Source organism: Paenibacillus periandrae, from assembly GCF_022458865.1.
Lineage (GTDB): Bacteria > Bacillota > Bacilli > Paenibacillales > NBRC-103111 > Paenibacillus_S > Paenibacillus_S periandrae.
In genome coordinates this window covers 119,648-145,658 of record NZ_JAJNMU010000020.1, presented here as the reverse complement: position 1 = coordinate 145,658, position 26,011 = coordinate 119,648, and the positions used below count along the sequence as shown (strand labels likewise).

25 protein-coding genes and 3 pseudogenes are annotated in these 26,011 nt (G+C 46.8%); 5 read left to right on the top strand and 23 right to left on the bottom strand.

The window, feature by feature from the left end; genetic code table 11:
* Positions 1–17 precede the first annotated feature (17 nt).
* Positions 18–2,387, bottom strand: coding sequence for an AraC family transcriptional regulator (locus LRL21_RS30365; protein WP_240419501.1), 2,370 nt, complete (start codon positions 2,385–2,387; stop codon positions 18–20).
* A gap of 239 nt (positions 2,388–2,626) precedes the next feature.
* On the opposite strand from LRL21_RS30365, the pseudogene LRL21_RS30360 reads away from it, so the two are divergent.
* Positions 2,627–3,421: pseudogene (locus tag LRL21_RS30360) on the top strand (FGGY-family carbohydrate kinase); the annotation flags it as partial.
* Positions 3,422–3,748: 327 nt separating this feature from the next.
* Here the strand turns inward: LRL21_RS30360 and LRL21_RS30355 are convergent.
* From LRL21_RS30355 to LRL21_RS30325, 7 genes and pseudogenes are all read right to left on the bottom strand, one after another.
* On the bottom strand, positions 3,749–3,970 hold the full coding sequence (locus LRL21_RS30355; protein ID WP_240419500.1) for a hypothetical protein: 222 nt from the start codon (positions 3,968–3,970) through the stop codon (positions 3,749–3,751).
* Between the two features lie 856 nt (positions 3,971–4,826).
* A complete protein-coding gene (locus LRL21_RS46410; protein WP_240419576.1) occupies positions 4,827–4,898 on the bottom strand; it encodes a transposase in 72 nt (23 codons plus the stop codon).
* Positions 4,899–4,907: 9 nt separating this feature from the next.
* Positions 4,908–5,171, bottom strand: a complete 264-nt coding sequence (locus tag LRL21_RS30345) for a hypothetical protein (RefSeq protein WP_240419580.1) — start codon at positions 5,169–5,171, stop codon at positions 4,908–4,910.
* Between the two features lie 54 nt (positions 5,172–5,225).
* Positions 5,226–5,450, bottom strand: a pseudogene (locus LRL21_RS30340) (hypothetical protein); the annotation flags it as partial.
* Positions 5,428–5,631 (bottom strand): hypothetical protein, encoded by a 204-nt coding sequence (locus tag LRL21_RS30335; protein WP_240419499.1) that lies wholly within the window; start codon positions 5,629–5,631, stop codon positions 5,428–5,430. The pseudogene LRL21_RS30340 and the gene LRL21_RS30335, both read right to left, overlap by 23 nt.
* 306 nt (positions 5,632–5,937) lie before the next feature.
* Positions 5,938–6,762, bottom strand: a complete 825-nt coding sequence (locus LRL21_RS30330) for an NAD(P)-dependent oxidoreductase (protein ID WP_024630035.1) — start codon at positions 6,760–6,762, stop codon at positions 5,938–5,940.
* Between the two features lie 69 nt (positions 6,763–6,831).
* On the bottom strand, positions 6,832–7,218 hold the full coding sequence (locus tag LRL21_RS30325) for a MerR family transcriptional regulator (RefSeq protein ID WP_240419498.1): 387 nt from the start codon (positions 7,216–7,218) through the stop codon (positions 6,832–6,834).
* A 349-nt stretch (positions 7,219–7,567) separates the two neighbouring features.
* Between LRL21_RS30325 and LRL21_RS30320 the strand changes: the two genes are divergently transcribed.
* Positions 7,568–8,791: an IS110 family RNA-guided transposase gene (locus LRL21_RS30320; protein ID WP_240419497.1), complete on the top strand. Its 1,224-nt coding sequence runs from the start codon at positions 7,568–7,570 to the stop codon at positions 8,789–8,791.
* Between the two features lie 85 nt (positions 8,792–8,876).
* On the opposite strand, the gene LRL21_RS30315 is transcribed toward LRL21_RS30320, so the two are convergent.
* On the bottom strand, positions 8,877–9,749 hold the full coding sequence (locus LRL21_RS30315) for a nucleotidyltransferase domain-containing protein (protein ID WP_240419496.1): 873 nt from the start codon (positions 9,747–9,749) through the stop codon (positions 8,877–8,879).
* A 120-nt stretch (positions 9,750–9,869) separates the two neighbouring features.
* Between LRL21_RS30315 and LRL21_RS46920 the strand changes: the two genes are divergently transcribed.
* Both LRL21_RS46920 and LRL21_RS30310 read left to right on the top strand, forming a co-directional pair.
* Positions 9,870–9,998: an ankyrin repeat domain-containing protein gene (locus LRL21_RS46920; RefSeq protein ID WP_420832506.1), complete on the top strand. Its 129-nt coding sequence runs from the start codon at positions 9,870–9,872 to the stop codon at positions 9,996–9,998.
* A 186-nt stretch (positions 9,999–10,184) separates the two neighbouring features.
* A complete protein-coding gene (locus LRL21_RS30310; RefSeq protein ID WP_240419495.1) occupies positions 10,185–11,054 on the top strand; it encodes a LysR family transcriptional regulator in 870 nt (289 codons plus the stop codon).
* Between the two features lie 35 nt (positions 11,055–11,089).
* Here the strand turns inward: LRL21_RS30310 and LRL21_RS30305 are convergent, their stop codons facing one another.
* The 9 genes from LRL21_RS30305 to LRL21_RS30265 all read right to left on the bottom strand — a co-directional run bounded on the left by LRL21_RS30305 (position 11,090) and on the right by LRL21_RS30265 (position 20,305).
* Positions 11,090–12,250, bottom strand: coding sequence for a 2-methylaconitate cis-trans isomerase PrpF family protein (locus tag LRL21_RS30305; RefSeq protein WP_240419494.1), 1,161 nt, complete (start codon positions 12,248–12,250; stop codon positions 11,090–11,092).
* 4 nt (positions 12,251–12,254) lie between these two features.
* Positions 12,255–13,409, bottom strand: a complete 1,155-nt coding sequence (locus LRL21_RS30300) for an MFS transporter (RefSeq protein WP_240419493.1) — start codon at positions 13,407–13,409, stop codon at positions 12,255–12,257.
* 7 nt (positions 13,410–13,416) lie between these two features.
* Entirely contained in the window at positions 13,417–14,175 is a 759-nt protein-coding gene (locus tag LRL21_RS30295; RefSeq protein WP_240419492.1) for an amino acid ABC transporter ATP-binding protein, read from the bottom strand.
* A gap of 9 nt (positions 14,176–14,184) precedes the next feature.
* Entirely contained in the window at positions 14,185–14,853 is a 669-nt protein-coding gene (locus LRL21_RS30290) for an amino acid ABC transporter permease (RefSeq protein WP_240419491.1), read from the bottom strand.
* A 44-nt stretch (positions 14,854–14,897) separates the two neighbouring features.
* Positions 14,898–15,725, bottom strand: a complete 828-nt coding sequence (locus tag LRL21_RS30285; protein WP_240419490.1) for an amino acid ABC transporter substrate-binding protein — start codon at positions 15,723–15,725, stop codon at positions 14,898–14,900.
* A 96-nt stretch (positions 15,726–15,821) separates the two neighbouring features.
* The gene (locus LRL21_RS30280; RefSeq protein ID WP_240419489.1) at positions 15,822–17,186 is read right to left on the bottom strand and encodes an MmgE/PrpD family protein; all 1,365 of its coding nucleotides are present in this window, start codon (positions 17,184–17,186) and stop codon (positions 15,822–15,824) included.
* Entirely contained in the window at positions 17,177–18,589 is a 1,413-nt protein-coding gene (locus LRL21_RS30275; protein ID WP_240419487.1) for an MmgE/PrpD family protein, read from the bottom strand. The genes LRL21_RS30280 and LRL21_RS30275 overlap by 10 nt, the downstream gene beginning before the upstream one ends.
* A gap of 43 nt (positions 18,590–18,632) precedes the next feature.
* On the bottom strand, positions 18,633–19,100 hold the full coding sequence (locus LRL21_RS30270) for a DUF1572 family protein (protein ID WP_240419486.1): 468 nt from the start codon (positions 19,098–19,100) through the stop codon (positions 18,633–18,635).
* Between the two features lie 26 nt (positions 19,101–19,126).
* The gene (locus tag LRL21_RS30265) at positions 19,127–20,305 is read right to left on the bottom strand and encodes a MalY/PatB family protein (RefSeq protein WP_240419485.1); all 1,179 of its coding nucleotides are present in this window, start codon (positions 20,303–20,305) and stop codon (positions 19,127–19,129) included.
* Between the two features lie 438 nt (positions 20,306–20,743).
* On the opposite strand from LRL21_RS30265, the pseudogene LRL21_RS46405 reads away from it, so the two are divergent.
* Positions 20,744–20,920: pseudogene (locus tag LRL21_RS46405) on the top strand (group II intron reverse transcriptase/maturase); the annotation flags it as partial.
* 79 nt (positions 20,921–20,999) lie between these two features.
* Here the strand turns inward: LRL21_RS46405 and LRL21_RS30260 are convergent.
* The 5 genes from LRL21_RS30260 to LRL21_RS30240 all read right to left on the bottom strand — a co-directional run bounded on the left by LRL21_RS30260 (position 21,000) and on the right by LRL21_RS30240 (position 25,956).
* Entirely contained in the window at positions 21,000–21,440 is a 441-nt protein-coding gene (locus LRL21_RS30260) for a transposase (RefSeq protein WP_275900971.1), read from the bottom strand.
* An 84-nt stretch (positions 21,441–21,524) separates the two neighbouring features.
* The gene (locus LRL21_RS30255; protein WP_240419483.1) at positions 21,525–22,463 is read right to left on the bottom strand and encodes a transposase; all 939 of its coding nucleotides are present in this window, start codon (positions 22,461–22,463) and stop codon (positions 21,525–21,527) included.
* Positions 22,464–22,612: 149 nt separating this feature from the next.
* Positions 22,613–23,293, bottom strand: coding sequence for an efflux RND transporter permease subunit (locus tag LRL21_RS30250; protein ID WP_240419482.1), 681 nt, complete (start codon positions 23,291–23,293; stop codon positions 22,613–22,615).
* A complete protein-coding gene (locus LRL21_RS30245) occupies positions 23,251–24,552 on the bottom strand; it encodes an efflux RND transporter permease subunit (protein WP_240419481.1) in 1,302 nt (433 codons plus the stop codon). The genes LRL21_RS30250 and LRL21_RS30245 overlap by 43 nt, the downstream gene beginning before the upstream one ends.
* A gap of 15 nt (positions 24,553–24,567) precedes the next feature.
* The gene (locus LRL21_RS30240) at positions 24,568–25,956 is read right to left on the bottom strand and encodes an ABC transporter substrate-binding protein (RefSeq protein ID WP_240419480.1); all 1,389 of its coding nucleotides are present in this window, start codon (positions 25,954–25,956) and stop codon (positions 24,568–24,570) included.
* Positions 25,957–26,011: the final 55 nt, after the last annotated feature.

Below are 26,011 nucleotides of genomic sequence, written 5' to 3'. Positions count from 1 at the left end.
AGCTTTAAGAGTCCGGTTTAGGATTCGAAAGGATGCACCGTATGCTTTTCCCGATATTGTCCTGGAGTCATACCCTCGCTTTTTTTGAAAATACGAATCAGATAGGATGGCTGGTAGCGGAGCAGCTCGGCAATCTCGTTAATTTTCATATCGGTGGAGCAGAGCAGCTCTTTGCATTTGTCGAGCCGCAGCCGGATGTTGTAATCGATGAAATTTACACCGGTAATTTGTTTGAACGCCTTGCTCAGCTTGGACGGACTCATCTGCAGTTCATCGGCATAATGCTCAAGCGAAACATCGGTCAAATATTCGGTTTCGATCCTCTTCAGCAGATCCTCAATCGTTCCCCGAAGATCGGCATCATAGGCGATAGACAGCTCCTTAATAAACGGCTTGATCAGCTTATGCTCAAACCAGTTTATCATTTCATCCGGTTCACTGAGCGCCATCAGCTGATCGTACAGGTGACCGTCTTCATACAAGGTATACGGGTTGATATTGTACTTGATCATCGCGTCATGTATGGAGCCGAGCAGCTTCATCATGCCCTGATGGACCATCCATTCGGTGCTGTCGCCGCTTTGCAGCGCCAGCATGAATTCGCGGACGAGCCGAACCGCTTCGTCGCCCAGACCCATGCCGATCGCCTGAACGATTGCCCGCTCCAGATCGGTTGGGAAACGGGTTTGTCCGCTGCTTTTATGAATAAAATCGCTCATATCCAGCAGCTGATTCGAGGTGCGCACATCGCGAAAGCGCAGCGCCTGCCGGCTCTGCTCCAGCACCTGCGGCGCTTCTGTTACCTTGTCCGTCGTTTTGCTGATGACGATGGTTGCTTTCATCCTGAGTACGTTGTTGAGCGCTTCCGTGAAATCGCGGGCCAGCCCGTTTAAACGTTCGTCCTGCGCGGTCTCCTCAAGGTCCCTTGGCCGGTCAAGCACCAGAAAGGCGCCTACGGTCAAATCCTGAAAGTTGATGACTTGAACCATCGGAATGCTTTCAGTACACAGCTCGAGCAGGATGTTGGACGCGGCGAACGTCAGAAGCTGGTCGTCACGCTCCGAGTATTTATCACCCAGCTCAGCCATTCCATGCAAATGGGCGACGAGAAATGCGAATCGTTTGTGCTCGATGTTCCATTGGAGCTTACGCATTTTTGCTGTGATTTCTTTCTCGGTATGGGTATATAAATGTCCCTGGATGAACTGCAGCACGAAGCTTTCGCGCAGCGCAGGAATGGCTTCGTCCAATCGCGCAGCCAGCGCCTGCTGTTCCTGAAGGTGCTGGGACCACTGCCGTTCTATATAGTCAATTTCGTCGTTTCTGATCCCGCTTTCCGCGTCCCCGGGCTTATCGCGGCGTCCCGCTTCGAACATGCGCTTGAGACGGCTAATCGGCGCGTACAGCCGCTGGGAGGCGAACCACGACAGCAGCAGGCCGATCAGCAGGCCGATCCCGCTTATCGTCAGAATGAAACGGGACATCGAGGTAACGGGCACCGTTATTTGCGAAAGCGGTGTAGCCGATACGACCGTCCAACGGCCGCCGAGCTTGGCTATTTTGCCATAAGAGACGGAGTACTGCCGGTGGTCCGCTTCGAGTATGAACGTATGCTCACCGAGCTTCTCCTGAATAATACGGCTGCGGATCTGCTGCGCAAGCTTCTGGTCTGCGCTAGAGGAGGCTTCGATTTGTGCGGGCGACGTCAAGTAATGCCCGGTTTCGTCCAGCAAAAAGGAAACACCATTGCCTTCACCGGAGACCAGCTTCTGGGCGAGATCATCCAGCCGGGCCTGGTCAAGGTAAATGAGAAATGCACCGAACGAGCTGTGCATTTGTCCGCCCGGAAGCCTTACTACGACCGCCTTATGGGAGCTTCCCGGCTTGTTCAGCTTTTTCAGGCCATAATTCCAGTAAATTATTTCTTCTTTATCGAGCAGCGATAACAGCAGCTTGCGGTCTTCCTCGCTTTGAACATAAACCATGCCCGATTCATCGCCGATAATCAGATTGGCATCCTTCAAATAAACGGCTACGCTCTGGATCAACGGATTCGATTCGGTCATCAGGTTGAGCGATTTCATCAAATCCTTCGTACGCTGGAACTGATCGATAAAGTCCATGCGCGCAAGCGAATCGTCAAACCCAGGGTCAAAGGCGATACGAACGGTAAATTTCTCAAGATTGGATAAATAGTCGTCGATTTGCTGAATTGACTGCGACAGTTGGGCCTGATGTGCCCGATTAGCCTCGATGCCGATCCGGGTCGTTCCAACCTCATACAGAATGACCCCAATAAAAATCATCGGGATGCATGTAATCAAGAGAACCAAACCTAAATTTTTCCAAAAAACAATGCCCCTATCCCCGGTTTTTGTCGTTGCCATTCTCATGCTTACCCCCTATTTGGAAGCTATTGGTCTCATTTGCAGCGCTTACAAAAATCATGGCTTGAAGCCCTCTGCGGCGTGTGCGACAATAGCAATAATTTATTATAACATCATCCGGCTGGCGTGGGATGTGGATACGCAATGCGGAAAAGATATCGATCGTATCGATAACGAATCGTGTGAATAACCTTCCACTTCGATATGGCTAGATTTGAATGCGAACGTATGTGTGGTATACCGGTAACATTTCCGTAGGTACATCTATTTTTACCATGTTTGTACTGGAGAAAGAATTATCCACGGTGTACCCTGAGATTGACATCGTGGCTACACCTGATGGCAGCCCTGTCGGCATGGTTCTTGCTAACAACTGCTCCAGCGATATTAATGCGTGGCTCGGCTTGTTCCGTGAATTTTGTGATGCAATGGGGCTGCAGCCCAATATGAACCATTTATTCAACGTCCTGTTCAACCAGGCGCTGGAAGCAGACGCCGATGGCGGCGGATTGCTGAGCTACGGCTACTATTCAGGCGAGAACATTACTGGGCTTGCAAAAGGTCGTCCGCTGTTCGTTCGTTCTCCAGAAAGCCGCTTCAATCTGGCTAACTTTATGAGAGTACATCTGTTTACCGCGTTTGCTGCACTAAGGCTTGGGATGGATATTTTAACGCAGAAGGAGCATGTAACGATTGACCGCATTTTGGCGCATGGCGGATTGTTCAAAACGCCGCTAGTCGGTCAAAAAATGTGTGTCGCAGCACTGAATATTCCTGTTTCGGTCATGTCTACGGCTGGTGAGGGCGGCGCATGGGGGATGGCCATTTTGGCATCCTATATGGTTAAAAAAGAGCAGTACGAGGGTTTGGCTGATTACCTTACCACTAAAGTGTTTAATGATGCAGAAGGACAAGAGGTTTATCCTGACAGCGCAGATGTAATTGGCTTTGCCTTATTTATGGAGCGTTACACGGAAGGGCTTGCAATTGAGCAGGCAGCGGTAGACCATTTTATAGAAAATTGGAAGAAATGAGAACGGTGAAAATGTGGCAAGGTGTCTGCCGCGAGGCAGAATCTGAAAGAAGTCTTGAAGTCAAAGACAAACCTCGAAGACAAAAATGCGGGAAATGACTATGCATCAAGGTCGGTGCTTTGATCAAGACCATAAATTTCGCCCTACTTATGATATGGTTCCCCGTATCAGCTCTAAAGCGAAATATCAGCGCGCCGCGGCATTCTGATATTTCGCATGTTATATAGAGTGAGCGCCAAAATTTTTAAGGTTGCTGCGGCACCAAGCCAATTCAGGCTCACGAACGTTGCAGCCCGGTTATTGGCCTAACGTGTTTTTGTTAAAGTGTCAGCACTTCCCCTTAAACCGCTCTTCCAAAATCAAGCGCAGCTCATCAGGAATCCGTTCAAACTCGACCACTTTCCCCAAAAACAAAAGCCAATCCGCATAATACTCTAGCGCCTCAATGTAATAATGATAATATCGATATGATAATAAACAGCATCCTCTGTCGTGTTCCCTGGTCAGCTTCATTGCCGCTTGTATGCCGCGTCTATTCCAAATAAGCATCGTTCAGCTCTGTTCCATCCAATACGGGGTTATTCGGTGTTCCTTCAATACTCGTGTTTCTTGATAATAAAATCGTTTAAATGGAACTCTTTTTTGGGATTGCCCTCGGCGGACATTGAACTGATATGAACAAGGCGGTTAACACCCCATTTTTTGGTAAGGTTTCCTTTCTCCTTTACTTTTTCAGCCTAGAGATCTACAGATCCTTTCACGAAGTGATTGTCAAGGACGGCGTCTTTGCGTCCTTGACAATCAAACGGAGAGAAAGGATACAATGATCCCACTGAAAAAGAGGCCGTTTTAAGATCTTGGCACGAAGGCAAAGTAGTTGACGGTGGTTAACAGTCTGATATGCGCGGGTTGGTTACCGCATTTCATTCCATCCGTCGGGGAGCTGCCTCGGACTAACGGCGCACATTCGGTTATCTAACAGACCTAGTGCATAGTTCAACATGAGGATTCTCCTTACCAGAGCTTTGCCTCCGAGCCAAAACCTCAAACCATTCCTTTAAACCAATGCGCTTCTAATGGGGGGACTAGGCTGCCGAATTAGCTTCCGTTTGCTTCTTTTCAATTTCACAACCCATTGCCCAAATGAACCCCATGAGTTCCCTAGCCACAGCAACGGCGGCCTTCTTTCCAGCATTCCCTCGAGATGTGATTTGATTATATTTTTTATGCAAACGATGTTGAGCTTTCCAAGCAATGCGCCTAGCTTCGGAGTCCTGCCCTTTCTGACGAGCAAGGAGTTGCCCTTTTAAGGAAGGGGAGTAACGGTATGCCCAGGCGGATTCTACGACGACATGGCGAATGTGAGCATTGCCAACCTTGGTGATGGACCCTTGCCACCTGGTAGCTATTCTTTAGGAACAAGCCCAGCGTAAGACATTAATTGCCTGGGGCTTGAGAAACGAGAGAACTGTCCGATTTCGGCTACTCATGTTGTGGCAGTTACTTCAGCGACACCGCGCATGGTTTGAAGAGCTTGGATGACAGGAGCGTGAACACTGCGCAAGGCCTGCTCATGAATTTCAGCTTCTATATGCTTCATTCTCTCGGTCACCTCATCGATAGCATGAAGATACTCTTGAAAAACAATCCGTAACGAAGATTTTTCAAAATGTAGACTGTTCAACCATTCGCGATGTTTAACCGACCCATTTCGAACCCCTTGGGGAGAACGCAGATCATGACGAAGCAAAAATTGGACGAGGCGAAGACGAGCGCGCTGCAAGTCTTCCTTTGCGTCATGTCGAGCGCGGACAAGGTCTCTTAATGCTTCATGATCTTCATCTGGAGTCCAAACCGCTGTAAGTTCACCGGCTCGAAGAAGTTTTGCAAGTTTTAAAGAACCCCTTCGGTCCGTTTTAACGCGGTCTCCTGCGCGCTTAGGGGTAAGTGTTGGTGCTACAACGACACAGTCAATTTCGAGGGAGATGAGAAGTCTGAAAAGACCATTAACCTGTCGGTCCTGCCTCATAGCATACATGCAACTGCTCAGGAATGCCTATTTTTTTCATCAACTTGCGAATAGCTTCAGGTGTATGTGGAATGTTTCCGAGGAAACGTGGCTCCCCTCGACCTGTATCTGCAACAGCAACAGCAACAGAAATTGAATCTTTTGAAACGTCAAAACCAACGAATTTTGTGTAATCCTTCATAGTAGCGGCTCCTTTCGAATGTAGCTCTGCATTTGGTTTTAGTAGAATCCACTATACATTTTTGCCAAATGTAACCTACGTTAAGCGAAATGGGGCCGCCTCGTTCATTATGACTATCGTATCCGTTGCGTAATGTTTTACTGCGATACGATTCACCGCGCTGTCTCTAACGGCAAGTTTAAGGAGCATCCCTCTACGGTGATATGCTCCCCATACGGTAGAAAGATGAAAGAAAAAAGCGGGGTGTCCCTCGGATCACTTTCGTGACCTTGGGACTGCCTCTTCTAATTTGCTAATCGGCTTTGTCTATTGTCTGCTCCGATCCCCGTCCTCCAGCATATCGAGCAGCAGACCGGCGAGCGGAGCAGGGAATTGCACGTTTTGCGCCGCTGACAGGAAGAGGCCGACATCCTTCTGCGGAATTTTGCTTTGGGAGATGGTTGTTGACTTCTCTGCAATCATTTTGCCATAGCTTTGATAGATTGGGGCGGTAAACAGAGTGCTCGTAAGCATGTTGACCGCCGCTTTGGGATCGACCCCACCGCGCTCGGCCATTCCTAGTGCTTCCTCCAGCGAGCGTGCGGCGGAGACGATGAGGAAGTTACCGATCAGCTTGACTAGCACGGCGGTACCGGCTCCTTCGCCGAAGTCAAAGATCCCTTTGGCTCCCATAGCCTCCAGCACCGGCCACACCCGCTCTTTCGCTTCCTGCGGACCCGCAACGGGAATCCACAACTGCCTGGCAGTTGCTGCCTCAGGCCGCCCAAAGATGGGCGCCTCAACATATACGGAGCCGTGCCGCGCGTGCAAGTCCGCCAGCTTCCTGCCCTTATCCGGCGACACCGTACTCATCGACACATGAATTCCGCCCGGCCCCAGTCTCTCCAGGAAACCCTCGCTCCTGACGACGTCTTCCAATGCTTCATCGTCCCACACCAAGGTGACGACGATGCCACCGGCCGTCACGGCGTCAGCGGGACTTCCCGCCTGCAACGCGCCCTGAGCAACGACCGGCTCCGCTTTGTCCGCGGTGCGGTTGTATACGGTCAGCGCATAACCGGCTTGGAGCAGATTGGCAGCGATGGGTAGCCCGAGCTGGCCGAGTCCGATAAAACCAATGTTTTCTCTCATGAATATAACCTCCTTCGAATTTTTAAACATGACGTTTACGTCATGTTTTTAGCAAAAAAAATAAAAAAATTAGTCACGATCATTGGCCTCGAGCCACCGCTCGAAGCGTTCGATATGAGACTGTAGTTCGGCGTGGAACTGCCCAAGCGCTTCGAGCTTCTCGTCTGTGTCGGCCATATGCCGGCGCAGCAGGCCGAGAACCTTCCGCTTCGGCTGCACCCCGCTTGGGTCCGTGAAGTAGAGCTCGATAACGTCCCGAATCTCTTCGAGGCTTAAGCCCAGCTTTTTCAACTGATCGATCTTCCGCAGACGGGCGATCGTTTCTTCCGTGTAGTAGTTATGACCGTTGCCCTCGCGCTCGCCTGAAGGAAGCAGTCCGATGCTCTCGTAGTAGCGCACCGTGCGCTGGGTAACCCCGGCCCGTTCTGTCAACTCGCCGATGCGCATGCGGTCCATGATCAATCACTCCTTCCAAGATAGAATATAACGTTAACGTCATGTTTGCATCATAGCACTTTGATTGGGCTATGTAAAGGCACCTGAAATTCTGCCCGTTAGCATCCCATGCCGCGCTTCGCGGCACCACAGATGATGAAAATGGGGCTCGTTTTCGACGATATACTTCTTACGGCTGGCGAGGAAGGTCGTTCAGCTATGGTGTCGCGAACCCATCCGTTAGTCTGACTCCGACGACCACGGTGCACCACGGACTGTCGCACCCTTTAGGGGTAGCACGTAGGGTAGAATAACCCATTTGGTTGTTGCACCAGCCCGCAATTTCATTGCCGTAGAAAGGTGACTTTTAATGGAAGTACTCATTGAACGAGCATGCGGACTTGATGTTCACAAGAAGTCCATCACGGCCTGTATCGTTACACCGGACGGAAAGGAGATTAAAACGTTTCGTACTCACACGGTTTACCTGATGGAGCTAATCGACTGGATCAACGCGCGTGGTTGTAGCCATGTGGCTATGGTAAGTACAGGTATTTTCTGGAAGCTAATCGTCAACCTGCTCGAGGCCGAGGATATCGAATTTCTTGTCGTCAATGCTCAGCACATGAAAGCCGTCCCCGGTCGTAAGACGGATGTGAAAGACGCCGAATGGATCTGCGATCTTTTGCGCCATGGGCTCCTCAAAGCCAGTTACATTCCAGATCGCATTCAGCGTGAACTGCGGGAATTGGTTCGGTATCGCCGAAGTTTAATTCAGGAACGTGCTCGTGAGCATAACCGCATTCAGAAAGTGCTCGAGGGCGCCAACATTAAGCTCGCTTCCGTCGTGTCCGACATCATGGGGCTCTCCAGTCGGGATATGTTGGAAGCCATGGTCGAGGGTGAAACCGACCCGGAAAAGCTTGCCGGCTTCGCACGTCGAACCTTGAAGCGTAAGAAAGAAGAATTGGAATTAGCGCTTCGCGGTAACATGAGCGCCCATCAACGTCTCATGTTAAAAGCGATGCTGACTCACATCGATTTTCTTAATGAACAAATCGTGGATCTGGATACGGAGGTAGCCAAACGGCTAGACCCTTTTCAGGAGCAGTTGGATCGACTGGACACCATCCCCGGGATCGCTCGTCGCACCGCTGAACAAATCCTTGCTGAAATCGGAACGGATGTAGGCGCCCGATTCCCAAGTGCAGCTCACCTTTGCTCATGGATCGGACTTGTTCCCGGACATAATGAAAGTGCCGGTAAACGCAAGCCTTCCAAGACTCGTAAGGGGAACAAGTATCTCCGAGCAGCTCTCACAGAAGCGGCCCAATCCATACGAGGGTCGGACAACTATCTTGGTGCCCAATACCGACGTATTGCAGCCCGTAAGGGAAGGCAACGTGCGGCCATCGCGGTTGCCCATTCGATGATGACGATCGCTTATTACCTGCTTACGCGTGGCGAGAATTACCGTGACTTGGGTTCCAATTATTTTGAGACGAGGCAGCAAGAGATGATCGTTAAACAATCTGTGCGAAGGCTCGAAAACTTGGGCTTTACTGTTACAATATCCAACCCCGCTGCATCATGACACCACCACCCCATATTAGAATGTAGGCGCAGCTAAAAAAAAACACACTAGCCGCGCTTAGTTTCGTGCTGCAATTTTTAGCTACTCAGTGCATTTGATTTTCAGGGTAGTTGAAAAACGAATTGAATTTCATAAGACTTTCCGTCTCCTGATTAAGCTCACGCATCATGTTAATCGCTTGATTTAAGCCATCTTGATCTTCGGTGATTAAAGTGAAAATCTCATTTATTCTATGCAAGTATTGGCTTGGCACTATGCGGAATGAATCGGCAATGGCAGTAGCTCCCTTTTCATTCATCAAATACGTTTCGTTGATTGCAAACAAAACCTGATTCAAACAGGATACTGACCTGAAGCAACATCCAGAGACATAAGATAAATCTTTTTTGTAAATACCTTTAGCGCCATTATCGAGAGCAAAGGTTGCCTCCCAAAAAAATTTTTGGACGGTAGCTTTTTGAAAAACGGGCGGAAATGGGGTTGTTCTGCTTTTCATTTTTTCTACAACTCTCGAAGGATCCCATAACACTTTGCATAACGCTACCTCAGCCAAATAAATCGAGTTGGTAAATCCGTGGGGATGTCCGGGTTGATAATCCATTGTGATAGTCCCCCCGACACATTCTTCAATTACATGCGACACTTTATTTTGATCGCGAAATAACAAATCAACCGCAAACTGATTCACTTTCAACCAGCCGCCGCCATTGATCCATGGTCCCCAACCGCCTATTTCCGTCACTAAGTTTTCTCTATGGTCGTCATCCAATTCAGCCGCAAACCGACGAAGCTGGGTAATGTCCAGTGCTTTTTCGGAATCGTAGTAAATGCCGATATCAATATCGGAGTTTGGGCTTTCAGTTCCTCTGGCTCTTGAACCGCCGAGAACCAGAGCACTTACTCCGCTGATTTGTTTAAGACTGTCAACAATGTTCGAAATGGTGTATGCCTCATTCATAATTCGCGCTCCAATCTTAAGTTTGATTATGTCCAAAATAATGAATGACTGTCTCAGCGTCAAGAGCGAGGATTTATTTAATTATTCTCCCTGAATAATGAAATAGATGTCGTAACAGAATTGTTACGTCTTAGTGCCAGCATTAGTGATTATGACAATTATTTTCGTGAGACGCCTCTTATGGCTGCATACAGAGTGGGTGCGAAAGATTGCGTAAAAGCCCTCCTTGATACGGGGGCTCAAGAATAAGTTTTGGAGAATTGTTGAATCAGCCGAGACCAAGACCTTCTCTCTTAATTTTTGCAACAAAACCGGTATGCGGAGATTGAGCCGCCATTGTTTCAATAGGCATTGTTGTAATGTATAATCTATCTATAAAAAGTATCCTGTTATTATAGCTCCATCCATAAATATTTTTTATGAAAGGATGTCCTTATGGAGGAAAAAGATTGGTATCTTCTTAAAATGCTTTACAAAGAAAAAAATATTACCAAAACAGCCGAGCATCTTTACATTTCCCAACCAGCGTTAACGTATCGTATCCAACAGCTTGAAAAAGAATTCGGCATCCGTATTGTCTCCCGCGGAAAGAAAGGGGTGGAGTTTACTTCCCAGGGCGAGCTTCTCGTCGTCTACGCGGAAAAAATGCTGCTCGAACTGTTGAGGGTAAAAGAAATGATTCAAAACATGAACGATAGAGTGGAAGGAACTTTGCGGATCGGAGTTAACTCCAGCTTTATGAGATACCGCCTGCCGAAGCTGTTGAAGGAGTTCGCCAATCTTTATCCCAACGTGGAGATTAACGTGAAAAGCGGCTGGAGCTCGGAGGTAATAAATTCCGTGTATAAGGAAGAAGTCCATGTCGGCATATTTCGAGGTGACCATCATTGGCAGGAACAAGCATTCTTACTGAGCAAAGAGCCGTTCTACATCGCCTCTAGGGATCCTATCGATCTTGAAGACCTGCCCAATCTTCCGCGAATCAATTACAAAATAACGGATTACAATTTAAGGCATATCATAGAAAAATGGTGGCATCAAAGGTTTACAAAGCCATCGTTAATCACTATGGAAGTTGACAGCGTTGAAACGTGCGTTGAGCTTATCAGAAACGGTCTGGGTTTCGCATTCGTTCCCGGTATCAGCCTGCAGGATCAGGACACTCTGTCCACCATTCATTTGTATTCGAGGGATGGCCAGCCCATTATAAGGGAGACATGGATGATTTACCGTGATGCAACCCTCGATCTTTCCGTCGTCAAGGCTTTTGTCGACTTCATGAAAAGCCGTTTTAACACTACCTGAGGATCTCATTTCCCGCAGCTTGCTGCGGGAATCATTCATCCATGCTTTTCGTTATTCACGTAAGAGGGTACATACGAAACTCCATCCATCAGCCTGCGTGCGGTTCTGCCGACTGCTGCGCGGGTTACTTGGTACAGTCCTCCTTGTTCTTTGACTTGGACGTCTACCGCCATCGTCCCGGAAGGATGGCCTATCGTAAGCATTCCTCTTTTGTTAAGTTTTAGTAAGCCTTCCACGATCGTACCCGGAATTTGCGAACCCGTTGCCACTGTAATACCTCCGCTGACGGCAAACGCCTGATGAAGCTGTCCCATCGCCAAATACAGACCAATAATGTCGACTTTATCCTCACAGATTTTGCGCCCCGTTGCGGTATGGTAATTTTGTGCTTTGGCCAAAACTGCGATTTTGGGCAAAGCATGAGAGCTTGGAGTCACCTCCTTATTATTTTCGATCAAACCTATCCGTATTCCGGCTTCCACCCTGATTAATTCAAGTGTATCCAATAGCCGGCGACTTTTGAATGCTTCAACGAAATCGGGGCCCTTTATTCCAAGCTCTTCCGCGCTGACAAAAACGACGGCGTTGGCGGAATCGATGACCGATACTTGAAACCGCTCTCCATTGTCCAAAGTAATGAGGTCTTTCACATTGCCAGTAGGCAAAAGCTTGCCAGTGATGGCTCCTCCGGGGTCTAAAAAGTTGACCATTATTTGTGAAGACGTTCCGGGAACACCGTCTATCGCAAAATTTCCGTTATAATCAATCGATCCGTTTTTTACATGCACCTCCGTCTCAATGATTTTATTCGTGTTCGTATTAAATATGCGGACCACAGCAACCGGATCTGTCAATGAAACGTAGCCTTCCTCGGCGGCAAACAATCCGACAGCCGTCGCCATATTGCCGCAGGTCGGTTTATAATCGATAACATTTTGTTCAAGGCTGACCTGCCCGAAAGTATAGTTGATATCTGCATCGGGATGGGTTGACGGGCCCACAATAGCCATCTTGCTGCTGAGCGGGTTCCCCCCTCCCAACCCGTCGATTTGACGCAAGTCCGGACTTCCGTAAATCCGGGTGATTAATTTGTCCCGCAAGACAGGATCTGATGGAAGATGCACACTTTTAAATATAAGGCCCTTGCTCGTTCCTCCTCTCATAAGCACAGACGGAACTTTAATAAATTGATCCATACAATCATTCCTCCATCATGTTGTGATTTGAACCGCTCGGTTTCGATGTAATGAAAACCGACCCTCCGACCAGAAAAGCTCCGCTAATATAGAACACTGAAACCACTCCGGTCCAAGAACCGATCAGACCGAAAAATAAAGGGGCAATCAGCTGCGACAGTCGATTAGCAGCAATGCGAAGCCCGAGCACCTCCCCTGTCCTTGAGATTGGTGAATGGTTATAAATGGTAGTCATGGAAAGTGGCTGCCCGCATCCTAGGCCTGCACCCATAAAAGCACTTAAAACGATAAGCTTCCATTCACTGTCGGCAGCGGGGATAAGCAAAAACGAAATTCCCGCTACTATGATCGAAACCAGCAGGATGTGGTTACGGTTGAACACTTCCGTTAATTTGCCCAGGAAATAGCGAACGGCGACCATTGTCAATCCCTGGAAGGCGATGACCAATCCGATAGTCGAGTCGGAAACATCCAATTGATTACCAAATAAAGGAAAATAAGCTATAAAAATGTCACGGGAATAGGTCACGAGTACACTGGATAGCAACGCTTTGCGCAACAGCGGCATTTTCAACAAATGAAACGTGCTTCCAACGGGCTGTCGCTTCACTCGTTTCCACCGCTTCGCGAATGGAATTGAAAAGGCAAGGGCAATTGGAACAAGTCCCATAAATATGGATGTAAGAAAAACGGATGGATAGTCGAAATGCTCAGCCAGATAGCCTCCCGCGATGGGACCGATGACCCCGCCCAATGAGACGGTCGTAGTAAACATGCCGAAATAATGATCTCTTTTTTCTTGAGGTGAGGCATTCCCCAAAAGGTTTTGCAGCGAAATGGCAAGAAAGATTTGCGATGAGCCAACGGTAACCTGTGACAAGTAAAGCGCCCACATCGTTGGAAAACAATACGGGAGCGCCACTCCTGCCGTCAACCCGATAAGACCTGCTATGATAGGCAATTTGTCTCCGGCACGATCCGCTATTCGCCCTGCATAAACGGCCAGAAAGAGTGGAAAAACCGCGAAACTGGCAGTCAAAACGCCGATTTCAAATATGCCTGCTCCCATTTCGACCGCAAATAAGGTGACGACCGGTCTTGTCATATTCAGTATGATCTGAAAACCGAGCACGAGGACAAGAACAGTTCTAATGATCATGAGCAGTTTACATAGCTACTATATTGGTTTCGGATTTTGAAAGCTGTCTGAGAAACTTCTTCGTACGCTCATTTTGCGGATTCTTGAAAATTTGTTCTGGTGTTCCCTCTTCGACAATCATCCCATCCGCCATAAAAATAACTCTGTCTGCGACTTCGCGCGCAAATGACATCTCATGTGTGACAATAATCATCGTTGTTTTCCGGTCGGCTAATGATCGGATGACCCCCAGAACTTCCTCGATTAATTCGGGATCCAGAGCAGAGGTCGGTTCATCGAACAGCATGACATAAGGATCAACCGCAAGCGCTCTGGCTATTCCCACCCTCTGCTGCTGTCCTCCAGACAATGTTGATGGATAACTATCCGCTTTATCGCTCAATCCGACTTGTTCCAGCAGCTTCTCGCCAATAGCCCGGGCGTCCTTCTCCTTCATTTTCTTCGCGATGATCAGCGATTCGATGACATTCTGCAAAGCGGTTTTATTTCTAAACAGGTTATAGCTTTGAAATACCATCGCCGATTTTTTTCGTAAACGGTACATGTCCTCCTTCGTTAGCTTTTGAACGTCGACCTTTACATTGTCTATTTCAATCAAGCCTTCCTCCGGCATCTCCAACAAATTCAGGCATCTTAATAAAGTTGATTTGCCCGATCCGGAAGGGCCGATCACCACAATAACCTCCCCCTTATTTACTTTAAATTGGATATCATTCAGCACTTGAAGGTTTTTGAAGCGCTTTCTTAAATGCTCAATTATTATCATGTCTGCCTCCTAACGGTACGGTTTATTTACCTTTTCTTCGATCTTTTTTTGTAAAATCGTCCATATAATCGTTATAATCCAATACATGATGGCGACCGCCAAAAAACTTTCAAAAAATTTATAGGTCGCTGCGGCGGACATTTTAGCTTGTGCGAATATTTCCGCGACCCCGATCGTGAACGCCAGCGAGGTTTCTTTCACCAGAATGATAAAGAAGTTCCCTGTCGGCGGTATTGCTATTCTCATCGCCTGCGGCAATACTATTCGTCTTAAGACTTGCCATTTCGTCATTCCTACAGACAAGCCGGCTTCAAGCTGGCCCGGATCTACAGAGGTAAGGGCTGATCTGAAAACCTCGGATAAAAATGCAGAATTCCGGACTCCCAAAGCAATAATAGTTGCCGTTATCGCATTTATGATGCTGAAACCAGGGATCAATTGCGGCAGACCAAAGTAAAAAATAAAAAGCTGTACGATTGTCGGGGTCCCTCTGAAGAAAGAAATATAGACATTGGCTATCGGATTTAAAATTTTCACTTTATTTTTCGTAATAATCGCCAATACTAAGCCAAGGATAATGGCAATAATCATGGCGACAATGGCGATTCCGAGCGTAATGTGAACATACTTCAACAGATTGGGGAAGAGGCCTAGCATAAATTCGAAATCAATTTTCATCTACTTTGTTACACCACCCAGATGTTATTTAGCCAAGTTGGCCGTTATTTCTTTTTGGTTACATCCTGTTTGAGATGTTTCATGGAAAGCTTAGATAATGTGCCGTCTTTGGCCATTTCTTCGATCGCTTTATTGAATAGTTCAACCAATTCTTTATTTTTTTCATTTTTCACAAAAGGATGGGCTATGATATAGTCTTCAAATGGCTTTCCAACCAATTCCAACGGCAAGCCTGACACTTCAATTTTAATAAGTCCGCTCGCCCCGTCCACTATATAAGCATCGACCCGGCCGTTCGCCACATCATATACAATACCGCTTGGATCTTCGTAGGTGACGATGGACATGCTTACCTTCTTATCGGTATCAAATTTTCGCAGAAACTGTTCTTTGTTTGTCCCAAGTCCCACAGCTATTTTTTTTCCTTTTAAATCCTCAAGTGATTTAATAGACTCGTTCCCTTTCTTTACAGCTAACTGCGAGCCGGAATATACATACGGTGCGCTGAATAAATATTTTTCTTTTCTTTGGTTCGATGTTTCGACCTGATTGGCTATCGTATCGATTTTGTCGGCATCAAGCATTCCGAACAATCCGCTGAATTCACCCGTGGTCCATTCTACCTTATAGCCGATTCTTTTGGCTATTTCGAGCATAACCTCAACGTCGTATCCATCTAACTGCTGCTTGTCGTTTTTGTAAGACATCGGTAGGCTTCTTCCCGAAGTGCCCACTCGCAGCACCTTTTCCTCGACTTTTACCTGCTGCCCGCCCTGCTGGCTGGCCACCACAGCTTGCTTGCCGCAAGCACAGACCAACAAAATTACCATCGAAAGAATACCTAGCAGCATACCTGCTTTTAACTGTTTCAAAGAAAACCCCTCCTCTTACTTGATGACGCCGTTGTTATATTGAGGCGCCCCCGCCTGCACCAAACCCCGCAGCCGGAAGCGTTGACCTCTAATAGATTAAGGCTTTAGCAAAGCGGTAAGTTGTGAGATGTCGGATACTTCCTCAAGGTTGAATATCATATGGATAATCTCATCCATTCGAGATTCGGGCAAAGCAACTCCGGCCAAGCTCTTGAATTTCAGAATCAAGTCGTCCCTTGTCAGCGGTTTATCCACACCTCCTTTTCCATTCCACACGACCTTCGTAATCTCTTTTCCGTCACGGGTGTAAATCTTCATCTCGCAGCCCCAGTTGCGCGGATATTCCTTTGTGTATTTCTCCGTGCTGTAGACATTTACCTTCCCGGCCAGCTCCAAAAGCTTCGGATCCGTAATTCTTTCTTCTTCAAACTGCCTGATCGAAGCTGCTCCATCATATAAGGCAACGGCAATGCCGTAAGGAATCGAAAATTTCGCTTCAAACACATTTTGCGGTATTTGGAAAATGCCACACTGCTTCACCCCTATTTCATAAGTGAAAACGTCAATTTTGACAATATCCTCCGGCTGAATAGCGTACTCCTTGCGTACCTCCAAAACCCCGTCGATGGAGAGGTGCATGCTTCGGCAGCATGCGTACGGCTTTCTTCCTACCCGCATAAGCTCGTAATTTTCCCCAAGTCCTTCGGTAACGATATCGAAGTTATATTCATCTGAGGTAGCCCGGTAAAAGCCGCCATCACTTGCCTCCAGAATCGCCCTTGGTCCGGTCATCCCTCCACTTGCCAACAAAGCAGACTTGATCCCGCATTCGGCGGCGTGTCCGGCGTGCAGCTTTTTGTTGCTTGCACCGTCTTCCATAAATGCCCACAAGCCGCTCGATTGAGTACCGGCTATACCTAAGGCGCTTACGGTTTGCTCCACATCCATACCGATAATTTTCGCTGCACTAAGCGTCGCCCCGAATATTCCGATCGTCGATGTGGCGTGCCAGCCTCTCATCCGGTGAGAGGACGTTCCTACGCCCATACCGATCCGAATACCGATTTCGTAACCCACAGCCAAAGCTGCAAGCAATTGTTTTCCTGATATCCGGTGAAACTCGCCTAAAGTGATTGCCGCCGGAACGACGACTGTCCCCATATGGATCTTGGCCAACGGATGAAAGTCATCCATTTCAAGCGCATGAGCTGCAATCCCGTTCAATAAGGCTGCATTTGTTACGGAAGTTTTCTTGTCCGTTCCCCAAATCGTACAGTCGTTCGATTGATCGTAACGATGAAATACGTCCACATTCCCTTTAACATCCGGAACCATAATAGCGCCGATAGCTCCTCCTAAATTGTCGATGAGGTTTTCCTTCGATTTTTCAATGACGGCTGCCGGTAGATTGTCGTATTCCATTTCCGCAAAAAATTGAGCTAGCTTGGTCGTTATTGACATACATTCTCCTCCATATCCGTTTTATGCTCAATGAGCAAATCGTTCAACAATTCTGTTATATTTGCAAGTTGATCAAACCGTTTCAATTTATCCATCAGCCTTTCGGTCCTCTCCTGATCCAAATGAACGCTAACATTATTTCTGAATTTGGTAATAACGTCATATTCGCTGATCGGATTTTCGGCGGCTCCCCGCTCATACTTCTGAATTTTCAAATATTCAGCGCCGTTTTTGAGCATGATCTTGACCCAACCCGGGAAGTGGCCAACGTTATGAGTCGTTTCATCCGTGATGCAGTCAAATTTATCTATAAGCTGCTTAACCTTTTCGTCATCGAGATATTTCATATCTATCTGCATTGGGCTCACATTTCCTTTTAAAATCGCCATGGAAACGATATACGGCAAACTAAATCGCATGGCATAATCGGAAACGGGCCTCTTTTTCGCCTCCTCGGGTTGGCAGACGACTTTCGCAAACCGCTTCTCTGTCCGGCATTCTATCCGTTGTATTTCATCTACGGCAAAGCCGTGCTCCTCTTGCAGGTATTTTACGCAATCAATAAAGGAGTGGATAAAATGGCAGCACGGGTACAGCTTTACCGATATTTCCGTAGTCCGCCACGTTTGGCCCAAGTCATCAAACGCCTCCATTACGCCTTCAATTGTTCCTAGGTGGGATGCATATAACCCGTAATTGCCCTCGAATATTTTGTGCGGCCCTCTGATCCCTTCCTTCGCCATCATCAAGGCATAAATGGCACTATGGCTAGCCCAGCCTGGATGCAGCTTTTTTACTGACGAGCCGTCGTGTAAAAATTGCTGCAAGGCGGCGGCCTGACTGCCGCAAATCCCCAATGCATTCACCAATGCATTATGGGGCAGCTTCAGGAGCTTAGCTGCTACACACGCGGACGCGAATGGCGCCACTATACCTGTAGCATGGAAGCCGTGATCGTGGAACTTCCCTTTGGCCGCAAGCGCAAGCCTGATAATAATTTCCCAGCCGCAAATGATTGCGCTTAACATATCTTTTCCATCAGCGCCCACCGCCTCGCCCACAGAAAGTGCTGTGCTAACCACGCTTGCACTCGGATGGACGACACCGGCCACATGGGTGTCATCGTAATCCAAGCCATGGATCATGGCACCGTTTGCCAGAACGGCATCAGCCATGCTCACTTTTTGCTGTGTACCCCATAATGTACTTTCCAGCTTGCCACTAAATCCAGTTACCACCTTTCTGACAATTTCGGTATCCTCCAAATGATGGGAAGCAATCGCGACTCCCATGGAATCAATAATCATCAGCTTGGCGTAATCCTGTACCTCCTTAGGGACAGCATCCAAAGTAAAATTTAAAGTAAAATCAGCTATAATTTCGGAAAGCGACCTATTCGACATCAACATTTTCCTTTCAAGACAGTTAGTTTATGGATCCTATGTTTTATTCACTTGCATATTTGTCGCCCAATAGTTGCTTGGTAATGTATACAACCTGCCCTGTATGCTCCGAGTAATGCACCGCACACTGGTGAAGCAATTCCAAATTTGTGATTTCATTCCCCTTGTTTTTTTGTTTTTGTTCCAATTGCTCAGTGGAAAGGTGCTCGACGGAATGTATCGCGAAATCGAAATAATAACTAATTATCCGTTCTAATTCCATTTTTTGTATATTTAGTTCACAAAATTCTAGGCTCCGGTTTCTTTGTACTTCTTGGTGGAGTATTCCTTGCTCGATTCTTTCCTGAATATTCCCTTTCATATGGAGAATCAGGTTGGATACGCTGTTGCTGCTAGGGTTCGGACGCCAGTTGAGCTGTTCGTCATTAAGCTGGCGTACGGTGACAAGAAGCTTTCTTTGTATTCCGGCAAACCTACCAGCCAGCCAGCTTTGGTTCCATTCATATTTCATAAGTTCCCCCTCGACGTAAGGCTGTTTCAACTCAATTCGTTGACCGCATTCTCAATCCGCTGTAATGCATCCTCTAATACAGCCCTTCTGCAGCCAATATTCATGCGCATAAAGCCTCTTCCTTCCTCGCCAAACAAAATACCGTCGTTTAAGCCAAGTTTTGCTTGTTCAAGCATAAACCGATTCAAGGCTTCCTGCGTCATCCTTAAATCTCTGCAATCAAGCCAAATCAGATAAGTCGCTTCCGGCTGTATCACTTTAATAGCGGGGATCTTTTCCTCAAAATACTTCAGTAAATAATTCACATTTTGCTCCAAATATTCGACGATCTGATCCGCATAATAGCCGCATTCATTATAGGCAATTTCAAAAGGAAGCGTGCCGAACACGGTGCGCCCATCCACCCTGTTGCTGAGAACTCTTTCACGGTACGTTTCGCGCAAGAAACGATTGGGTGTAATGACGGCTGCCGTGCGCAACCCTGCAAGATTAAAAGTTTTGCTCGGATTAATAAAAACAAGACTGATTTGCTGCAATTCCTCAGACAAAGTCGGAAACGGGATATGTTTATGGCCTGAGTAAACAAGATCCGAATGAATTTCATCCGATGCTACTATGACATTATGCTTCAAGCATAGCTCGCCAATTTTCAGTAATTCCTCACGGGTATACACCCGACCGACCGGATTATGCGGGTTGCACAATAGCATCAGCTTCGTTCGCGGATCCTTTAGTCGATATTCCAGATCTTCGAAATCAATAAGATACTTTCCGTCTTTCAAAATCAATTGATTGACCGCCTTAATCCTCCCATTATTAGTTACAATGGAATGAAACGGATGATAGACGGGCGTCTGGATAACAACTTTATCACCTGGATGTGTGAATGCTTGAATCGCAGTGACGAGCGCCGTCACGATAGCCGGAGCAAACTCAACCCATTCCTCCTCGATTTCCCACTCAAACCTTTCCCCTTGCCATTTTATTACTGCTTGATTAAAGCTTGTGCTGTTTAACGGATATCCGTAAATCCCATGCTCCGCCCTATTGACCATTGCATCGATGATTGGCTGAGGGCATTTAAAATCCGTTTCCGCAATCCCCATTGGTATGATATCTTCCGGGTAAACGTTATGTTTTTTTGCGTCTGTGCCTCTGCGTTTGATCACCTCTTCGAAATTATGCTTTGAGGGTAAATCTTCCATATGCACGGCTCCTTCCGTTACTTCGGCGAGCGATCAAGCCACTCATTCCACCGCTCTTCGTCCCTACTAATGTATGCGCTTTCTCTTTCACTTACAATGATAGTACAGACAGAAACATAAATATAATACATTTTTCTTATTTGTTCTCATAGAAAAAACTTATGGATACCTGTATGGTTGGGCAAAAGTAAAACCTTCCCGTCATGCCGATCCAATGCTTTTCTAAGATCTTCAGGTTCTGGTGCAAAAATAAAAGCGGATGAAAGTTATTACTGCTCCTGCAAACATTTACGGAGGTGTACCCCATGTCCGGTAGGGCGTTATTTGAAGCTTTGTTAACCTTTTGGAACCCCGTATGCGTACCCCGCATGTACGGTGGTGTGAGAGGACGGGGGTTAGCCGCCTCCCCCTACTCGATAAGTATGGTTTACATCTCCGTGTAGATTGAGGAACCTTCGTGCCCTAGGTGTACTTGAATGGGCAGCATGGAAGATGGCGAATTCACGCCGAGGATGTTGGGAAATGTCCCGAAACATAAATAACGCCCTTAACCTTTCCTACTGGAAAGATCAAGGGCTGCTTAGTCTAACGGCTCGTTATCTGGAAATTCGTTAACCTTTAGGAACCGCCGTATGCGGACCCGCATGTCAGACTGTCTAACAATTGATTTCTGAGCACCCTTAAACACATGGATTTAAGCAATTTTGCTCAAATTAACGTTGCGCATCATAAAAATCGAATAAGCTCGGTCTCTAAAGAGACGTATGAGCTCCTTCACTCCCTTTATTTTGATCATTCTCTTAAGATTATAGGCAAGACAAATTAGATTGGTCTCAGTGCCTACTGATGCCAACCCTCGTGTTAAAAAGTAAGTATACCCCCAGTGACGTTTTATCGTCCCGAAAGGGTGCTCAACAATTGCTGCTCTTTGTTTATAGACTTGACTTTGACTACGTGTATTTTCAGCAACCTGTTCGATCAATTCTTCGTTCGTCAGTCGGGTTACCGACCTTCCGCCTTTGGCAGTCGTGCAGGGATCCTTTTGCCCGCAAATATCGAAGGCTTCACAGGTATAACGCTTGTACTCTTTCCCATCCTGTTTTCCATTCCATCTGAAAGGCAATTCATAACCCAATGGGCAGATATACCTATCGTTTGTGGCATCATACTCAAAGTTTTCTTTATCAAATCCGTTAGCTATTTTGTCGTGCTTTCCCTTCTATGGTTTTATTAAGAGTTCGGTGTTTTCGTCGACAACGTCGATAATTTCAAGATAATTATAATAACCTGTATCGGCCAGAATTGTAATTTTTTGATCACGGAAAACTTGCTTTGCCTTCTTTGCCATGTTGGACAGTTGCCCTTGATCGTTAACATCATTGACCGTATCGCAGTCCACGATCAATTTATACATGCTGTCCACCGCAGTTTGAACATTGAAACAAACTTCGTGCTTCCCGTTGGTTTTCATTGATTTGGCATCGGGATCAGTAATGCAGAGCTGGTTTTCCCCGGTTTCCTTGAGTTCTTGTTTCATTACCTGCAGCTCGTGCATTCTCTCTTGATAGACCTCTAATTTTTCAGTGATTTCCTGTTTTTTGAGGCGATTGTCTTCTGTTAGAAAGGCGCGCAAATAGGCATCGATTTTTTCATCGATATACTCAAGTTTCCTACAGATAATGCTGTCATTATAGTGTTTCTTTTTAGAGCAATCCGCCTTTAATTTTGTGCCGTCAATGGCGACAAGTTGACCATTGATTAACCCGAAACCTTTTAACATTAAGGTAAATTCTTTAAACAGTTTTTTTATGGCCATTTGGTTACTCTTCATGAAAGCAGATAAAGTGCCGTGGTCCGGCTGGAGCTTACCAATGAGCCACATCAATTCCGTATTTCTTTTCGTCTCGATTTCCATCTTGCGAGAGGAACGAATGCCGTTCATATAGCAGTAAAGATAGAGCTTGAGAAGCTCTTGTCGACGGTAAGGTTTTTGCCCCGCTTTAGAGCCTGAATACACCTGGAACCCCAATTCTTCTAGGGGCAAGCTATCCACATAAGCATCGATAACTCGAACAGGATTTTCTTCTTCTACAAAGTCTTCCAACGTATAGGGCAGTAAATGAATCTGATGTCTATCTTCACCTGAAATAAAAGGCATATGCGCTCATCTCCTTAGATACAGAGATTCGATAAAGGAAATCCATTTTCATGCCCAAAATAGATATTTTTAATAATTGTTAGACAGTCTGATGTACGGTGGTGTGAGAGGTCAGGGGCTAGCCGCCCCTATCTACTCGATTTCACTGTTTATGAAGGCGTCGGCGGCGCTTCCTTCGCTTTTTTCCGATGGAACAGACGTCCCGCGCTAAGCTTCATATTTTCGATCATTCCATAAACGATCGGCACAATCAGCAGCGTGAAGCTGGTATCCATCATAATTTTCGTATTGTAGGTTACATTATCAAACTTCAAATCGCCGAGTTTTTGCTCGGCCAGCCAGGAGTGCATGGATTCGATAATTTGTCCGGAAGAGAGGCCGTACATGCGGGCTTTGTTCTGGTCGACGGCAATTTCCACTTCCTTGTTTGTTACGCTCAAGTTGTCTTCTACATCAAGAAAGCCCGGAATTTCCTTCATCTTCGCTTTTACTATTCCGCCCGCCTTAATGAGCTCATCCACGTCATCGCCTCTCAGCATGTAAGAGAAGTCAATGCCGCTTCCTCCTCCGCCAAAGCTGACAATGCTGCCACGAACTTCACTTTCTTTCGGCACCATAGCGGCGATCTTTACCTTCATGTAATCGACAAGTGCCCTCGCATTCGTCCCATCGGTAGCCGAGGCATTAAACAAGAACCGATAGCTGACCGCTTCGCTTCCTCCGCCTCCGATGAGCGACTGCATGTATTCGAACGCAGGCTCGTCCACGCCGTTCTTCGTCTCCCTCATCATTGCTTCGATACTTTTGACGATTTGGTCCGTCGTATCCAATGAAGTTTCTCTCGGCAAATGACTCTAAGGCTCAGCTTCTTATCGGAATTGCTGGTGGGCATGAACTCCTTGGCAAGAAACGGAACGGTGCCCGCAATCGATACCACAAATGCTAATAAAGCAAGAAGCATACTTTTTTTACGGTTGTTAAGCGACCATTGCAACGCCTTCAAATAACCGGCCTCTACTTTGCCGACCTTGTGCTCATCGTTATGCTTAATGTTCTTCGAACGGAGTACAAGCAGCTTGGCAAGCATTGGAATCACGGTTACTGCGACGATCAGCGACGACAGCAAAGCAGCCGACAACGTGATCGGGAACGGACGGAACATATCACCGAGCTCTCCTCCAACGAAGGCAATCGGAGCGAATACCCCTACCGTAGTCAATGTCGAGGACGTAATCGCGGATGCGACCTGCTCCGTAGCTTTAATAATGACCGATTCGCCTCGCTCATGCGTTTTGACCAGCTCGCTGTATATATTCTCAATAACGACGATACTGTCGTCCATAACACGGCCGACCGCGATAGCCATGCCGCCGAGAGTCATAATATTGAGCGTAATGTTCAAAGGTGCCATGATCAAAAGCGTAATCAGGATAGATAAAGGAATGGAGACAAGGACAATGATCGTCATACGGAAGTTTTTAAGAAATACGAGAATCATGATGGAGGCTAGAAGAGCTCCAATGGCCCCTTCTTTGACCATTCCGTTAATCGATTCCTGAACGACTTCGGAGTTTTTCGAGATCGACATGAATTCAATGCTTGGGTATTGCTTCTCCCATTGGGCCGTCATCGCATCCGCATTTTTCGCAAACTCAACCGAGTTCGTTCCATTCGTTTTGTACAAAATGACCCCGATCGACGGTTGTCCGTTCAAACGCGAGATGAACTTGGACTCGGTGATCGCTTTGATCTTGACGATTTGCTTGAGCAGCAGCGTATCCCCGGCTGTTGTGTTGACCTTTATGTTTTCCAGGTTGTAAATGCTGTTGATATCGCTCGTCACACGAACCATTCGCATGATACCGTCCACCTTCAGTGCACCGACCGGGCTCGTGCGAAGGGCTGACTGGATGACCCGCGTTACATCGGCAGGTATCAATCCGTAGTTGTTCATCGCATTGCCGTCCATCTCGAGCGTCAATACCGCTTCCTCATTGCCCATAGACTCCACATGATCTAACCCTTTAATCGTGGTGAATCCAGGCTGAAACACATCCTTGCACAGCTTATCCAACTGTTGCTGATTCATGCTGCCATTGAAGGATTACTTTTTATTTACCCTATTGTAGTCTTCCAAAGCTTTGTTGGATGCTGCGGCCATATCTTTAATTGCTTGGTCGATATCTTTTTTGCCTGAAACATAGGCCAGTGTTTCATCCTTTATCGCGCGGTTGAATTCACCAGAGACAGGATTCATTGGTTCCTGAGTTTCCGGAGACGAGGCGTGCAGTTGTTCGATTGCTGTTACAAATAAAGGATTTTTATCCAAATGCTGCTTCATTTCAGGCAAATCATAGGTTTTTTTATTCACCGGGAAATAACCCGTACCTGTATGCCATGTAAATTGTGTTTTTGGAGAAGTGCTGTATTTAAGATATTCCCATGCAGCATCGATGTTCGATTTTTCGCCTCTATCCACCAAGTACAGCGCCGAACCGCCGACAGCTACTCCGCCTTTGTCACTTTCATGGACGCTAGGCAAGAACGCGGTACCTACTTCAAATTTATCGCCCACCGCAGCTAACGTTCCTTTTACTCCTGATGTAGAATTAAGGAACATGCCTAACTTTCCTGCAGCAAAGATCTCGTTCGTTTTTACTTCAGGACCAGTTTGGATACCGCCGTATTCAACAGCCTTTTTCCAAGTGGTTAGAAATTCTTTCATCGTACCTTTCGAATCAAATTCTACTTTGGTCATTGTATCTTCACGACCGTTTTTGTTATTACCAATATAGCCTCCCTGCATACCGATCCAGCTCGATAAGTGGTATTGGTCCGGCGTTACGGAAAGACCCCATTGCGATACTTGATCTCCGTTTCTCTTCGTCATCTTAGCGGCGTATTGGCCCATTTCATCAATGGTTTTAGGAGGTTTATTCGGGTCCAACCCCGCTTCTTTAAACATGTTTTTATTGTAGTACAACAGAACTGTAGAGTTGGCAAACGGAACTCCCGCCAATTTGCCTTTGAAGCTGAAGGAAGAAACGCTATTTGGTTCTAAATCCGCTATATTGAAAGACCGGTCTTTATCGATCATAGATTGCGCCCAGATGATACTAGGCACGTCCTTGATATATGCAGTGTCCGATGCAGGAACTTGTACGATATCCGGCAAGTTTTTGGTATCCTTCGCCTGAACGGCAGCTTTTACTTTTTTCAGCAAATCTTGGTAACCGCCTTGAAATACCGGCGTAATTACGATACCCTTTTCCTTGCCTATCGTGTCGTTGAAATTTTGTACGACTTCTTTAACCACACCTTCATTCGTGCCACCCATGGCATGCCAAAATGTTAAATTAACAGATCCGGAATTGCTGACTTTAGTCACCGCGCTGCTGCTAGCGTCCTTGGTAGATGCGACTGTGTCGGTTTTCGCCCCACACCCAGCCATTAGTATGGTCGATGCGGCTAGTACTGCAATGGTTTTCTTCATTCCTAATTCCTCCTAAATGTTATGTGTGTTTTTTTATATTAACCTATCAGGGCTT

What these genes read in the sequence shown, in the direction of transcription:
- LRL21_RS30365 (WP_240419501.1), bottom strand. Translation starts at nt 2,387, where the DNA reads ATGGCAACGACAAAAACCGGGGATAGGGGCATTGTTTTTTGGAAAAAT.
- LRL21_RS30355 (WP_240419500.1), bottom strand. Translation starts at nt 3,970, where the DNA reads ATGCTTATTTGGAATAGACGCGGCATACAAGCGGCAATGAAGCTGACC.
- LRL21_RS30335 (WP_240419499.1), bottom strand. Translation starts at nt 5,631, where the DNA reads ATGAAGGATTACACAAAATTCGTTGGTTTTGACGTTTCAAAAGATTCA.
- LRL21_RS30330 (WP_024630035.1), bottom strand. Translation starts at nt 6,762, where the DNA reads ATGAGAGAAAACATTGGTTTTATCGGACTCGGCCAGCTCGGGCTACCC.
- LRL21_RS30325 (WP_240419498.1), bottom strand. Translation starts at nt 7,218, where the DNA reads ATGGACCGCATGCGCATCGGCGAGTTGACAGAACGGGCCGGGGTTACC.
- LRL21_RS30320 (WP_240419497.1), top strand. Translation starts at nt 7,568, where the DNA reads ATGGAAGTACTCATTGAACGAGCATGCGGACTTGATGTTCACAAGAAG.
- LRL21_RS30315 (WP_240419496.1), bottom strand. Translation starts at nt 9,749, where the DNA reads ATGAATGAGGCATACACCATTTCGAACATTGTTGACAGTCTTAAACAA.
- LRL21_RS30310 (WP_240419495.1), top strand. Translation starts at nt 10,185, where the DNA reads ATGGAGGAAAAAGATTGGTATCTTCTTAAAATGCTTTACAAAGAAAAA.
- LRL21_RS30305 (WP_240419494.1), bottom strand. Translation starts at nt 12,250, where the DNA reads ATGGATCAATTTATTAAAGTTCCGTCTGTGCTTATGAGAGGAGGAACG.
- LRL21_RS30300 (WP_240419493.1), bottom strand. Translation starts at nt 13,409, where the DNA reads ATGATCATTAGAACTGTTCTTGTCCTCGTGCTCGGTTTTCAGATCATA.
- LRL21_RS30295 (WP_240419492.1), bottom strand. Translation starts at nt 14,175, where the DNA reads ATGATAATAATTGAGCATTTAAGAAAGCGCTTCAAAAACCTTCAAGTG.
- LRL21_RS30290 (WP_240419491.1), bottom strand. Translation starts at nt 14,853, where the DNA reads ATGAAAATTGATTTCGAATTTATGCTAGGCCTCTTCCCCAATCTGTTG.
- LRL21_RS30280 (WP_240419489.1), bottom strand. Translation starts at nt 17,186, where the DNA reads ATGTCAATAACGACCAAGCTAGCTCAATTTTTTGCGGAAATGGAATAC.
- LRL21_RS30275 (WP_240419487.1), bottom strand. Translation starts at nt 18,589, where the DNA reads ATGTCGAATAGGTCGCTTTCCGAAATTATAGCTGATTTTACTTTAAAT.
- LRL21_RS30270 (WP_240419486.1), bottom strand. Translation starts at nt 19,100, where the DNA reads ATGAAATATGAATGGAACCAAAGCTGGCTGGCTGGTAGGTTTGCCGGA.
- LRL21_RS30265 (WP_240419485.1), bottom strand. Translation starts at nt 20,305, where the DNA reads ATGGAAGATTTACCCTCAAAGCATAATTTCGAAGAGGTGATCAAACGC.
- LRL21_RS30255 (WP_240419483.1), bottom strand. Translation starts at nt 22,463, where the DNA reads ATGCCTTTTATTTCAGGTGAAGATAGACATCAGATTCATTTACTGCCC.
- LRL21_RS30245 (WP_240419481.1), bottom strand. Translation starts at nt 24,552, where the DNA reads ATGAATCAGCAACAGTTGGATAAGCTGTGCAAGGATGTGTTTCAGCCT.
- LRL21_RS30240 (WP_240419480.1), bottom strand. Translation starts at nt 25,956, where the DNA reads ATGAAGAAAACCATTGCAGTACTAGCCGCATCGACCATACTAATGGCT.